Source organism: Vibrio sp. T3Y01, from assembly GCF_013114525.1.
Classification (GTDB): domain Bacteria; phylum Pseudomonadota; class Gammaproteobacteria; order Enterobacterales; family Vibrionaceae; genus Vibrio; species Vibrio chagasii_B.
Map to the genome: position 1 here is coordinate 44,473 of NZ_VTXJ01000019.1, position 14,188 is coordinate 58,660.

General features: G+C 45.0%; 11 protein-coding genes. 2 read left to right on the forward strand and 9 right to left on the reverse strand.

The window, feature by feature from the left end:
- Nucleotides 1-7: 7 nt before the first annotated feature.
- The 9 genes from bamA to rpsB form a co-directional block, all read right to left on the reverse strand.
- Entirely contained in the window at nt 8-2,413 is a 2,406-nt protein-coding gene (gene bamA / locus F0232_RS18445) for an outer membrane protein assembly factor BamA (protein ID WP_105057489.1), read from the reverse strand.
- 48 nt (nt 2,414-2,461) lie between these two features.
- Nucleotides 2,462-3,820, reverse strand: coding sequence for a sigma E protease regulator RseP (rseP, locus tag F0232_RS18450; protein WP_105057490.1), 1,359 nt, complete (start codon nt 3,818-3,820; stop codon nt 2,462-2,464).
- A complete protein-coding gene (gene ispC, locus F0232_RS18455) occupies nt 3,817-5,025 on the reverse strand; it encodes a 1-deoxy-D-xylulose-5-phosphate reductoisomerase (protein ID WP_105057491.1) in 1,209 nt (402 codons plus the stop codon). Before ispC ends, rseP begins: the two co-directional genes overlap by 4 nt.
- A gap of 50 nt (nt 5,026-5,075) precedes the next feature.
- The gene (locus F0232_RS18460) at nt 5,076-5,918 is read right to left on the reverse strand and encodes a phosphatidate cytidylyltransferase (protein WP_061032604.1); all 843 of its coding nucleotides are present in this window, start codon (nt 5,916-5,918) and stop codon (nt 5,076-5,078) included.
- A gap of 15 nt (nt 5,919-5,933) precedes the next feature.
- Entirely contained in the window at nt 5,934-6,686 is a 753-nt protein-coding gene (locus F0232_RS18465) for an isoprenyl transferase (protein WP_004738590.1), read from the reverse strand.
- A 98-nt stretch (nt 6,687-6,784) separates the two neighbouring features.
- Nucleotides 6,785-7,342 carry a ribosome recycling factor gene (gene frr, locus F0232_RS18470; protein ID WP_004738588.1) on the reverse strand — a complete coding sequence of 186 codons (558 nt, stop codon included), beginning with the start codon at nt 7,340-7,342 and terminating at the stop codon, nt 6,785-6,787.
- 98 nt (nt 7,343-7,440) lie between these two features.
- Nucleotides 7,441-8,172: a UMP kinase gene (gene pyrH, locus F0232_RS18475; RefSeq protein WP_004738586.1), complete on the reverse strand. Its 732-nt coding sequence runs from the start codon at nt 8,170-8,172 to the stop codon at nt 7,441-7,443.
- A gap of 161 nt (nt 8,173-8,333) precedes the next feature.
- Nucleotides 8,334-9,179, reverse strand: coding sequence for a translation elongation factor Ts (tsf, locus tag F0232_RS18480; RefSeq protein WP_017063361.1), 846 nt, complete (start codon nt 9,177-9,179; stop codon nt 8,334-8,336).
- A 141-nt stretch (nt 9,180-9,320) separates the two neighbouring features.
- A complete protein-coding gene (gene rpsB / locus F0232_RS18485; protein ID WP_032546326.1) occupies nt 9,321-10,052 on the reverse strand; it encodes a 30S ribosomal protein S2 in 732 nt (243 codons plus the stop codon).
- 458 nt (nt 10,053-10,510) lie between these two features.
- Between rpsB and map the strand changes: the two genes are divergently transcribed.
- Nucleotides 10,511-11,389 carry a type I methionyl aminopeptidase gene (gene map, locus F0232_RS18490; protein WP_008224626.1) on the forward strand — a complete coding sequence of 293 codons (879 nt, stop codon included), beginning with the start codon at nt 10,511-10,513 and terminating at the stop codon, nt 11,387-11,389.
- Between the two features lie 138 nt (nt 11,390-11,527).
- Nucleotides 11,528-14,149, forward strand: coding sequence for a bifunctional uridylyltransferase/uridylyl-removing protein GlnD (gene glnD / locus F0232_RS18495; protein ID WP_105057492.1), 2,622 nt, complete (start codon nt 11,528-11,530; stop codon nt 14,147-14,149).
- The last annotated feature ends 39 nt before the right edge of the window (nt 14,150-14,188 follow it).

Genomic DNA, 14,188 nt, shown 5'->3' on the forward strand with positions numbered 1-14,188 from the left:
TTAAATATTAGAAAGTTCTACCAATGGTGAATGTGAAGAATTCCTCATCATCACCTTCGTAAATTTTAATTGGTTTCGCTAGAGAGAAAACCAGTGGGCCCATCGGTGACATCCATTGAAGGGCTGCACCATAAGATGAACGGTAATTCGTTGGATCAGAGTAATCGTAGTAGTACTGGCTGCCACTGTTAGGTGCGCCACGGTCTACGAACTCGGTATCCCAAACACTTGCCATGTCGAAGAAGACACTAGTACGAATTTGGCTACGAGCTTCATCAGAAGCAAACGGCGTAGGTACGATTAGCTCTAAACTTGCCAAAGCAACCGCGTTACCACCTACTGAATCATCCGTAGCGGTGTCGTAGGTAGGGTTGTTGCCAGTGCTGCTTCCGTAAACGGCTTTCGGACCTGCCGAGTTAGAGCCAAAACCACGTAGGGTTGTAAAACCACCCGCATAGTAGTTCTCGTAGAATGGGAACAAGTTATCGTTACCATCCGTTTGACCATAACCATTACCATAGCCTAATCGGCCACGCATCAATAGTGTGAACTCATGCTTTTTGGTCAGCGGGATGTAATGTTTTACATCGTACTGCATTTTGAAGTACTGAGCATCAGAGCCAGGTACCGTCATTTTAGCGAAAGCACGTTGGTGGTTACCTTCTGTTGGGAAGAAACCACGGTTCAAATTGTTACGCGTCCAAGAAATATTGATATCGAAGTCATCAGTTAAGATGTGCTCGTCACCGTATTGGTCGATACTTCTCGCAAACTGTTCAACCTGGATATAAGTCGGTACGTTACCGATCTTGTTGTGCGTATAGCCAACACCGAACTCAATGCGGTTCAGCTCATCCATAGGGAAACCCCAGGTTAAACTCGTACCATAACTTTGGTTGGTATAGTCGACGATACCCGCTTCAGATGCTTCAAACTCGTTGTAGAAGATCTTACCGCCTAAGCTCACACCATCTAGGTTCCAGTATGGGTCACGGTAGTCTAAGCTCACGTTTTTTTGGTAATCGTTCATCATGGCACTTACGCCAACACGGTTACCGGAGCCCGCAAAGTTGTCTTGTTGAAGGCCAACTTGGAAACTCACACCAGATTCAGTACCGTAGCCGACACCAAAGTTGATACTACCTGAGTTTGCTTCTTTAACGTTGTAAACCAAATCAACTTGGTCTTCGCTGCCTGGAACACGAACGGTTTGTACATCGACAGTTTCGAAGAAACCTAGACGGTTAAGACGGCTCTTACCGGTATCAATCGATTTAGAGTTAAGCCAGCTGCCTTCCATTTGACGCATTTCACGACGTAGCACTTCATCTTTTGTCGAGTTGTTACCTGTAAAACGAATATCACGCACGTAAATACGGCTACCCGCTTCTACGTTGATAACCAGTGAAACTTCTTTGGTCTCGTCATTGAACTCAGGAATCGTACGAACTTGTGGGTACGCATAACCTGATTCACCAAGAATACGTTTAACGCCTTCTTCTAGTGAAGTTACAGAAGAGCCGTTGTAAGTATCACCATCTTCAAATGGAACAAGTGCTTCAAAATCAGCTTCGCGACCAATAAGCTCACCACGGAACGACACGTCTTTAACCGTATAAGCTTCGCCTTCGTCTAGGCCGAGTGTGATGTAAACACCTTTCTTATCCGGAGAAATCGCTACCTGCGTAGAGTCAACCTTGAACTTCAAGTAACCACGGTCAAGGTAGTAAGATTTAAGCGCTTCGATATCACCAGCCAGTACTTGCTTCTGATATTTTTCATCCGCTAGGAAATTCCACCAGGCCACATCTACATTGAGATTGAAGCGGCTAAGCAGTTCAGCATCAGTAAACACTTCGTTACCGATAAAGTTAATTTGCTGAATCTTAGCGGAAACGCCTTCAGTAAATACAAATTTAAGGTCAGAACGGTTACGTGGCAGAGGTGTTACAACCGCTTTTACTGTCGCGTTGTACTTACCAACACTGTAGTAAAAGTCCTCAAGACCTTTCTCAATATTACTTAGCGTAGTACGGTCAAGAGCTTCACCCTCACGAACACCTGATGCATCTAGGTTCTGCTGAAGTTGTTCTTCTTTAATCGCTTTATTGCCCGAGAAAGAGATACTTGCGATGGTTGGTCGTTCTTTCACTTGAACAATCAATACACCTTCATCGCGAAGGACTTTAACGTCTTCAAAGTTACCCGAAGCGTACAATGCACGGATGATCTCAGAAACATCGCTTTCATCTACTTCATCGCCAATACGTACTGGCATTTTCAGTAGAGCTGCACCAAGTGCAACACGCTGTAAACCTTCGATCTTGATATCTTGAACTACAAAGTTTTGTGCTCCGTTCGCCGCCACACTGGTGGCTAATAGACTTGCGAACAGAATTTGCTTAATCGCCATACTTATTCTAATTATTCCTTGCTACTACCAATGCCTGTGAGAAACCATTCACAGACGAGTAAAATCGTTAAATATTGCCAGAGCCATTAAAGAGAAGAGGATAGCCCCTCCCACTCTGTAACCCATCTCCTGAACTTTCTCAGGGACTGGTTTACGAGTAACGGCCTCAATAGCGAAAAAGAGCAAATGTCCGCCATCAAGCATAGGCAGCGGAACCAAATTAATAATACCCAAGTTAACACTTATCAAAGCCAAAAAGCCTAAGAAGTAAACCAAACCGTAATCGGCGGTTGTACCTGCGCCTTTAGCAATTGAAATCGGGCCACTTAAGTTGTTTAAGCCAACATCACCCACGATGAGCTTCTTGAGCATAGTAAGCGTCAGACCAATGATTTGACCTGTTTTATCAAATGCTTTTCCTACAGACTCAATTACACCAAATTGTAACTCAAAGCGATAATCTTCTGGCCATTCTGCGACTTCCGGAGCAATACCCGCATAGCCGATTGTTGAACCATCAGAAAGCTCACGGCTTTTCGGTGTCATAACGAGTGCTTGCTCACCGCCATTTCTTGATACGACAACATCTAATGGTGTCATTGGGTTTGAGCGAATTAACTCAACCACTGATTGCCACTGCTCAATTGGTTGACCATCAATTTCAACAATTTGGTCGCCCGCTTCTAGCCCAGCAGAATAAGCAGCGCCATCGTCAATCACTTGAGCTAGTACTGTCGAGACCTCTGGAGAATATGGTCTAAAGCCAAGCGTTGTCATTGCAGATTCAGTTTCTGGGTTGAACGACCAGTCTGAAATATCCAACGTCAATTGCTGCTCAAAGCCGATATCGTCTTGCGAAGACACCGTTACCGTCATCGATTGATCACCAATATGCGATATCAAACCCATATTGACTGATTCCCAATCTGCGGTTTTGATTCCCGAAATAGATTTAAGTTCCATTCCAGTTTCAATTCCGGCTTGTGCAGCAATAGATTGTGGTGTTACCTCACCAATCACGGGCTTAACCGCAGGCACACCAATCAAAAATACTAACCAATATGCGAACACAGCAAAGATGAAGTTAAACGCTGGTCCAGCACCGACAATCGCGGTTCGCTTCCACAATGGCTTTTTATCAAACGCGTACTGCTGCTCATCTTCTGATAGGTCATCGACACGACCGTCGAGCATTTTTACGTAACCGCCCAGTGGAATCACGGACAAGCTGTATTCCGTACCATCGCGACCAACTTTGCTCCAGATTGATTTACCAAAACCAATCGAGAATTTTTCAACTTTTACACCGCAACGACGAGCAACCCAGAAGTGTCCAAACTCATGAACCGCGACCAGAATGCCAAGCGCTATAATAAAAGATGCGAAGTTCCACAGAATTCCACTCATGCTAGCTGCTCTTTAATAAATTGAATGGCTATTTGACGAGACATATTATCTAGCTCAAGGAGGCTTTCCAAGCTATCTAAGCCTTCAGAGTTATGTTGTTCACATACTTTGCTCATAACATGTTCGTTAATGACAGCAATATCGGTAAATTTAACCTGATTGTTCAAGAAAGCGTCGACCGCAATTTCGTTTGCTGCGTTAATCGCTGTCGTTGCATGCTGACCTAAGTAACACGCTTCAATGGCTAATTTCAAACATGGGTAACGGTTAAAGTCAGGCTCTAAGAAAGTCAGCTCACCGACTTTGGTAAAATCCAACGGCTTAACACCCGCTTCAGTACGCTCAGGGTACGACATCGTCAATGCAATAGGTGTCGCCATATCCGGTTCCCCCATTTGAGCAAGTACTGAACCATCCTTGTACTGAACCATAGAGTGGATCACAGACTGAGGGTGGATAATGACCTTTAGCTGCTCTTGAGACGCATTAAATAACCACTTCGCCTCAATGTACTCAAGACCTTTATTCATCATAGTCGCAGAGTCGACAGAGATCTTAGGCCCCATAGACCAGTTAGGGTGTGCGATAGCGCGTTCAGGAGTCACTGATTCCAGCTCAGCAACATCGGTATAACGGAAAGGACCACCAGAGCCCGTTAGTAGGATATGGTTTATACCATTGGCTTCTAAATCACAGCGACCTAGATTGGTTTGGACGTTTTGCGGCAAGCATTGGAAGATAGCATTGTGTTCACTATCTACAGGAAGAAGTTCAGCACCGTACTTTTCCACTGCATCGATAAACAGCTGTCCAGACATCACCAAGGCTTCTTTATTTGCTAGGAGAATACGCTTGCCCGCTTTGACTGCTGACATAGTAGGAAGCAGACCTGCCGCGCCAACAATCGCAGCCATCACCGTATCCACTTCACCCAATGAAGCAACCTTGCACATGCCTTCTGAGCCTGAGAGTACTTGGACGTTAGGGTGATTGATAGACAAGGTGTCAGCAAGCTGAGATGCAGCATCAGGACAAGCCATAGCAACATAGCTTGGTTGCCACTTTTCTACTAACGCCAGCATCTTTTCAACATTCGAGCCAGCAGCCAGTGCAACGACTGAATAAAGGTCTGGGTTTTGCTCAACGACTTTTAGTGTACTTGCACCAATTGAGCCAGTTGCGCCTAGGATAGTTAGATTTCGCATCACATATGACCGTAGAAATGTAATAAAGGGCAGATTCACTGCCCTTTTAATTAGAATGCTAAGTAAAGCAGAGCAAAGACAGGGAATGCAGCCGTTAAGCTATCGATTCTATCTAGTATACCACCATGACCAGGAATCAGATTACTGCTGTCTTTAACCCCAGAAACACGCTTGAACATGCTTTCAACAAGGTCACCTAGAACAGAGATAACAACGGTCACAAGCGTAATCACAATCATGTGTAGAGGGCTTGAGAATTGGATATTGAACAAGTCAGCAAAAATCCAAGCCACAATCACCGCGGTGATGATACCGCCAATCAGGCCTTCAATTGTCTTGTTCGGGCTAACGGCCGGAGCCATTTTGCGCTTACCGAAGCTCTTACCAGCAAAGTAAGCGCCACTGTCTGCAGCCCACACCAGTAGACACACAAACATCACGAGTTTTGCGCCATGGTAAGGATCCACGTCAATACCGTTAGCGCGCAAAATCACCACACTCCAAAAGAATGGCAATAAAGTTAGCACACCAAAACCATGACGAAGAAACGATGAGTCTTTCCATGCAGGCATAGACTTCGGATAAGTCACTGCCATACCGCTTGCAATTACCCACCAAATAGAACCAATCGTTAAAATGGCGTAGTGAGCACTCGATAAGTTATTTAGGCTAAATGCATCAAAAGGGATAAAAGCAAAACTTGCAGCACTTACCACAACCGTTGGAATCAACGCTAAATAACGCGATTTGCTTTCAACAAATTGAGTCCACTCCCAGTAACCCAATAGCGAGATAACCGCTAATGAAAGGATAAACGTAGGAAGTGATAACTCGAAAATTCCTAGAATAACTAGGGGAGCTAAAATCAACGCCGTAATAATTCGTTGTTTCAAACCAAAAAATCCTTATTAACTGTCCATCAGAGCTTTAATCTGCTCACCGGTGCAGCCAAAACGGCGCTCACGGTTTACAAACCAAGTCACAGCTTCTACTAAGCTGTCTTCATTAAAGTCTGGCCAGAATTGTTCAGTAAAGTACATTTCGGCGTAAGCCAACTGCCAAAGCATGAAGTTACTAATGCGGCATTCACCACTGGTACGGATCAGTAGATCAACTTCTGGAATATCCGCCATCGTCAGGTGCTGTGTAATCATAGCTTCATCAATGTCTTCTACATTAATATCGCCAGACTTTACCTGTTGAGCGATAGAAGTCATCGCTTGCTGAATATCCCACTTACCACCGTAGTTCGCAGCGATATTGATAACCATACCGGTATTGGTGCTAGTCAAAGCTTCCGCTTCTTCGATTTTCTTTTGTAGTCGATCATTGAAACGACTTTTATCACCAATAACACGAAGTTGTAGATTATTTTTATGGAGCTTTTTCACTTCACTTGAAAGCACGGAGATAAAGAGTTCCATCAAAATACCCACTTCTTCCTCTGGTCGGCGCCAGTTCTCGCTACTGAATGCGAAAAGTGTAACGGCTTTGATGCCGAGTCTGGCAGCAGAAGAGATGGTTTTGCGAACGGCTTGAACACCGTTTTTATGACCAAAGACGCGAGGCTTGCCCTGAGCTTTTGCCCAGCGACCATTACCGTCCATAATGACAGCAATGTGTTTAGGAAGAGAGTCTGTGAACGCTTGAGAATTATGCATAAAAGAGTGAATCAAATTCTAATAGTCGAACAGAGTAGCATAAAAAAACGCTGAACAGTGAGTACAGCGTTTTTCCGGAAAGAAAAGAATATGGAAAATTAAACTTCCATCAACTCTTTTTCTTTAGTTGCTAGAACTTCGTCTACGTTCTTAACCGCAGCGTCAGTTAGCTTTTGAATTTCGTCTTGTGCTTTACGATCTTCATCTTCAGAGATTTCTTTATCTTTAAGAAGTGCTTTTAGATCGCCATTCGCGTCACGACGGATGTTACGGATAGCAACACGGCCACCTTCAGCTTCGCCACGAACGATTTTAACTAGGTCTTTACGACGCTCTTCTGTTAGCGGTGGAAGTGGAACACGGATAACCGTACCCGCAGACATAGGGTTTAGACCTAGGTCAGATGTCATGATCGCTTTTTCAACTAGAGGCGTTAGCGTTTTATCAAACACTGTGATTGCTAGAGTACGTGCGTCTTCAGCAATAACGTTAGCAACTTGAGTCAAAGGCGTTGGTGCACCGTAGTACTCTACTGTAAGGCCAGAAAGTAGGCTTGGGTGTGCACGACCTGTACGAATCTTTTGCAGGCTGTTTCTTAGTGCATCAACACTTTTTTCCATGCGCTCTTGAGCGTCTTTTTTGATTTCGTTAATCACAATTTCACCTTGATTATGTTCTTTCTTCAAGAAAGCTTTTTATTTGGAGTGATAAGGATAAAGCTTACCAGAGTATAGCCCCCAGTAAGCCCGAAAAATTAGTCAGCGTCGCTGATTAATGTACCTTCAGTTTCACCCATAACCACGCGACGTAGTGCGCCTGGCTTATTCATGTTAAATACACGGATTGGCATTTTGTGATCACGTGCTAGCGTAAATGCAGCCAAGTCCATTACTTTAAGCTCTTTCTCAAGAACTGTGTTGTAAGACAAAGTATCATACAGCTCTGCGTCTGGGTTTGCTACTGGGTCAGCAGTAAATACACCATCTACTTTTGTCGCTTTTAGAACTACGTCAGCTTCGATTTCGATACCACGTAGACATGCAGCAGAGTCAGTAGTGAAGAATGGGTTACCAGTACCAGCAGAGAAGATCACAACGCGACCTTGACGTAGTTGGCTGATTGCATCTGCCCAGTTGTAATCGTCACACACGCCTTTTAGAGGAATTGCAGACATTACACGTGCGTTTACGTAAGCACGGTGCAGCGCGTCACGCATAGCAAGGCCGTTCATTACTGTTGCAAGCATACCCATGTGGTCACCAACAACGCGGTTCATGCCAGCTTCAGCAAGACCAGCACCACGGAACAAGTTACCGCCACCGATAACAACACCAACTTGAACGCCTAGTTCAACCAATTCTTTTACTTCTTGAGCCATACGATCAAGGATCGTTGGGTCAATACCAAAACCTTCTTCGCCTTGTAGCGCTTCACCGCTAAGTTTTAACAGAATACGTTGATACGCTGGTTTAGGGTTCGTAGTCATGGAGTTTACCTTCCAAAGAGTTGATGATTAACAGTCATGGATAAAAACTGAGTAAGTCAGTTTGCATTCATAACCACTAACGTTGCCTTCAAAAATAGTTCACTATTCATAAAAAGACCGCAGCATTTGCCACGGTCTTTTTTCAAACAATACGCTAAGGATTAACCTTTTTGTACCGCTGCAACTTCGTCAGCGAAGCTCATTTCAGCAGCTTTCTCGATACCTTCACCAACTTCTAGACGTACGAAGTTAGATACTGCAGCGCCTTTTTCTTTAAGGATTTCGCCAACAGTTTTCTTAGGTTCCATGATGAAAGCTTGACCTGTTAGAGAGATTTCGCCCGTGAATTTCTTCATACGGCCGATAACCATTTTCTCAGCGATCTCTTGAGGCTTGCCTTCGTTCATAGCGATTTCAACTTGAACTTCTTTCTCTTTAGCAACTACGTCTGCTGGTACGTCTTCTGGGTTAACAAACTCAGGACGAGAAGCTGCAACGTGCATAGCAACGTGCTTAAGAGTTTCAGCTTCGCCTTCACCAGCTACAACAACACCGATTTTCTCACCGTGACGGTAAGAAGCTAGTGCAGCACCTTCAACGTAAGCTACGCGACGGATGTTGATGTTTTCGCCGATTTTAGCAACTAGAGCAACGCGAGTTTCTTCGAACTGTGCTTGTAGCTCTTCTACAGAAGCTTTAGAAGCTACTGCTGCAGCTGCAACTTCTTCTGCAAACGCAGTGAAGCTAGCATCTTTTGCTACGAAGTCAGTTTGGCAGTTAACTTCAAGAAGAACAGCTACACCGTTCTCTTCTTTGATGATGATTGCGCCTTCAGCAGCAACGTTACCAGCTTTCTTAGCTGCTTTCGCTGCGCCAGATTTACGCATGTTTTCAATTGCTAGTTCGATGTCAGCGTTTGCTTCTACAAGCGCTTTCTTACATTCCATCATGCCAGCGCCAGTGCGCTCGCGAAGTTCTTTAACTAGAGCAGCAGTTACAGTTGCCATTCTCTATTCCTCGGTTGATTCGAAAATAAGGTAAAAATCAGGGGCCAAAATGAGGCCCCCGATCTAACTATAACTTAGCTTACATTTAATAAAGATTTCAAAATCTATATTAGCTAAGCCAAGCGTGATTCAGAGCCGCTATTATTCAGCTTCTACAAAACCATCTTTTTCAGCAGCTACAGCAGCAACGTCTTTGTTACGACCTTCTTTAACCGCGTCTGCAGCAGCGTTTAGGTAAAGCTGTACTGCACGGATTGCATCGTCGTTACCTGGGATAACGAAGTCAACGCCGTCTGGGTTAGAGTTAGTATCAACTACAGCGTAAACTGGGATACCTAGGTTGTTTGCTTCTTTAACTGCGATGTGTTCGTGATCAGCATCGATTACGAATAGAGCGTCTGGTAGGCCGCCCATGTTCTTGATACCACCAAGAGACTTCTCTAGCTTCTCCATTTCACGAGTGCGCATTAGAGCTTCTTTCTTAGTTAGCTTGTCGAAAGTACCGTCTTGAGCTTGCGCTTCAAGTTCTTTCAGACGCTTGATAGACTGACGAACAGTTTTGTAGTTCGTTAGCATACCGCCTAACCAGCGGTTGTTAACGTAGAACTGGTTGCTGTTTACAGCAGCTTCTTTAACAGCTTCAGATGCAGCGCGCTTAGTACCAACGAAAAGAACTTTACCTTTCTTCTCACCAACTTTAGCGATTTCTGCTAGAGCTTCGTTGAACATTGGTACAGTTTTTTCTAGGTTAATGATATGTACTTTGTTACGAGCACCAAAGATGAATGGCTTCATTTTTGGGTTCCAGTAACGAGTTTGGTGACCGAAGTGAACACCAGCTTTAAGCATATCGCGCATTGATACAGTTGCCATTTTAAAATCCTCTATGGGGTTAGGCCTCCACATCCCCCATGAATCCGACCCCTAACAACTAACCACTTTTCAGCCGTTATCTGTGTTGTTGAAGCACCCCGGAACATGTGACGGAATGTGTGTGATTTAAAGATATAAGTTAGTGGATACCAAAGCCTATTTCGCCAGTTGGAGAAAACAGTCCTGATGTCCGGCGCGCTTTATACCATATTTTGTCTATCTATGGCTAGAAAAAAATCGAAAAATGGCGACTGCTATACTGATCTCTAAAAGTAAATTTCCTCTATAAAATAGTGTCTATATCAAGCGACTTCTGCATCTGTTAGCCGAACATTATTTAATCACGTTAACAGTATCCTCCAGTATTGTACGGACATGGTAATGTTGCGCTAAATTGCTGCACTGATAGAATAGCCCCAATATGCACACTTAGGTGCTACCAAATTAAGAGATATGCAATGGCTGTAAAAATTAAAACTGCTGAAGAAATTGAAAAAATGCGCGTCGCCGGCAAACTGGCTGCTGAAATTCTAGAGATGATCGAACCTCACATCCAAGTAGGTACGACGACAGAAGAGCTAAACCAAATCTGTCATGACTACGCTCTAGAAAGAGGCGCATACTCAGCACCACTTGATTACCACGGTTTCCCTAAGTCTATCTGTACGTCTATCAACCACATCGTGTGTCACGGTATTCCGGCATCACAAGACGAAACTGGTAGCACAGGTCAATTTAAGCCTGCTGTACTTAAAGATGGCGACATCCTTAACGTAGATATCACGGTGATCATCCCTGACGACGAAAATGCAGATCTAAGCACTCGTCCTCAAGGCTACCACGGTGACACGTCTAAGATGTTCCTTGTGGGTGAAGTTTCACCAGCAAACAAGCGTCTATGTATGGTTGCTCAAGAAGCACTTTACGAAGGTATGCGCCAAGTTAAGCCAGGCGTTCAACTTGGCCAAATCGGTACCGCTATCGAGAAGTACATCAAAACAAACAACAAGAACAACCCACGTGCGAAGTTCTCTATTGTTAAAGATTACTGTGGTCACGGTATCGGTTCTGAGTTCCACGAAGATCCACAAGTCGTACACTACAAAAACAACGATCGCACAGTACTGAAAGCGGGCATGTGTTTCACTATCGAGCCAATGATCAACGCAGGCAAGTTTGGCTGCCGTCTTGATGATCAAGATAGCTGGACAGTGTACACAGCAGACAGCAAGAACTCGGCTCAATGGGAGCACACACTAGTCGTAACAGACACGGGTTGTGAAGTTCTAACACTGCGTAGCGATGATACAATTCCACGTATCATGAAAAACGCTTAGTTCACTGAGCTAAACGCATCAAACCTTTAAAATATCCTCGCATTGTCGAGGATATTTTTTTATCCGCTCAATTTCGATTTTCCACCAGCTTCTGGTAGATTGTTTAATATTCTCATTTGCTTGCACGGATAGCAGACTATGCCTTATCAATGCCCTCTTACGTTCAATGACGAACAAATTGAAATCTGCGAATTAAAAAATCAGCTCGAGATCTTCACGCAGTACCAAAAAAATGAATTTCTAAACCATCATCCTGTCACGGACTTGGTATTGCTCCGCTCTGAATACATGGACTTGTTGCTCAGACGATTATGGGAGCACTTTGGTTTTAGTAACCTGCCTCATATCTCGTTGGTTGCTGTGGGTGGCTATGGTCGTGGTGAATTACACCCGCTTTCGGACATTGATATCTTAATCGTATCTCAAAAAACACTACCACCAGCCCTCGGTGAAAAAGTCAGTCAGTTCATTACCTTACTGTGGGATTTAAGGCTCGAAGTTGGCCACGCTGTGCGTACCATTGCAGAATGTATTGATATTGGTATCGATGATCTGACCGTCGCAACCAACCTTCAAGAATCACGCTTACTATGTGGCAGTGAAGATACCTTTCAAGAACTTAAGCTGAAGATTCATTCCGATTCATTTTGGCCAAGTGAGACCTTCTACAAGGCAAAGATTCAAGAACAGAGAGAGCGTCATGCGCGCTATCACGATACCACTTACAACCTTGAACCCGACATCAAATCGACGCCAGGCGGGCTCAGGGACATCCATACTCTGAGCTGGGTTGCACGCCGCCACTTCGGTGCGACTTCTCTACTTGAAATGAGCAAGTACGGCTTCCTCACCGATGCCGAGTATCGTGAGCTCGTAGAATGCCAAGACTTCTTATGGCGCGTTCGCTTCGCACTGCATATTGAGCTGCGCCGCTACGACAATCGCCTGACGTTTGCCCATCAGGCACAAGTCGCTGAACACCTTGGCTATACGGGTGAAGGTAACCGCGGTGTCGAAATGATGATGAAGGAGTTTTATCGAACCCTTCGCCGCGTAGCAGAGCTCAACAAAATGCTACTCAAGCTATTCGACCAAGCAATCATTAATGGTGGTGAGACAGAAGAAGCTGAAATTCTCGATAATGACTTCCAACGCCGAGGCTCATTGATAGAAGCACGCAAGCCAGCCCTATTCCAGGCGAGGCCGGAAACCATTCTCGATATGTTTATCCATATCGCCAATGACTCTTCCATCGAAGGCGTTAGCCCTCCAACATTACGACAACTGCGTACGGCACGTCGCAGGCTTAACCGCTTCCTGCATACTATCCCAGAAGCGCGTGAGAAGTTTATGTCTCTGGTTCGCCACCCCAATGCATTGCACAAAGCGTTTAGCTTGATGCACAAATTGGGCGTGCTTTCAGCGTATCTACCGCAGTGGAGCCAGATCGTCGGCCAGATGCAATTCGACCTGTTCCATGTTTATACCGTGGATGAGCACAGTATTCGACTGCTCAAACACATCAATCGCTTTGGTCAAATTGAAAACCACGACAAGCACCCTATCTGTTGTGAAGTCTACCCACGAGTACAAAAGAAAGAGCTGCTGATCCTAGCCGCTATCTTCCACGACATCGGTAAAGGTCGTGGTGGTGATCACTCAGAGATTGGTGCGGTAGAAGCGTACTCTTTCTGTATTGAGCATGGCTTATCGAAACCAGAAGCCAAGCAAGTGGCATGGCTAGTACAAAACCACTTGTTAATGTCTGTTACTGCTCAACGTCGCGATATCTACGACCCAGATGTGATAACCGAATTCGCAAAAAAGGTGCGTGACGAAGAATCACTAGAGCTGCTGGTTTGCTTAACCGTCGCCGACATCTGCGCAACCAACCCAGAGCTATGGAACAGTTGGAAACGAACTCTACTCGCAGAGTTATTCCACTCAACTCAGCGTGCACTGCGTCGCGGCTTGGAAAACCCGGTCGACGTTCGAGACCGTATTCGTCACAACCAACAAATGGCATCCGCACTGCTGCGTAAAGAAGGTTTCACCGCTCGTGAGATTGAAGTGTTGTGGCAACGTTTCAAAGCCGATTACTTCTTGCGCCATACCCACAAGCAGATTGCATGGCATTGTGAACATCTACTACGCCTGGAAGATCCAAGTCAGCCTTTGGTTTTGATCAGCAAAAAAGCGACACGAGGCGGAACAGAAGTATTTGTTTACTGCAAAGACCAAGCGGCACTATTCGCCACCGTGGTTGCCGAGCTCGACAGACGTAACTTCAACGTTCATGACGCTCAGGTTATGGCGAGCAAAGATGGTCATGTTCTGGATACCTTTATCGTGCTAGACCAGCATGGAAAGGCGATTGACGAAGCAAGACATAAAGCTGTTGCAAAACATCTGACCCATGTTTTGGCAGATGGCCGTCCAACGAAGATTAAGACACGTCGCACCCCACGGAACTTACAGCACTTTAAGGTAAAAACTCTGGTTGAGTTCTTACCAACCAAGAGTAAAAAACGCACCTTGATGGAACTAAGAGCGCTTGATACTCCAGGGCTACTGGCACAAGTTGGTGCAACCTTCGCAGAGCTGGGTATTAATCTGCATGGCGCTAAAATTACTACCATTGGCGAACGTGCAGAGGATCTGTTTATTCTGACCAGTGACACAGGTGGACGACTTTCTGAAGAGCAAGAACAGGCGCTCAGAGAGAGGCTAACCGAGCATGTTTCGGAGCTTGCGCCTTAGAACACGAATGGAGCACAACTCGCTGGTTGAATAACCAAA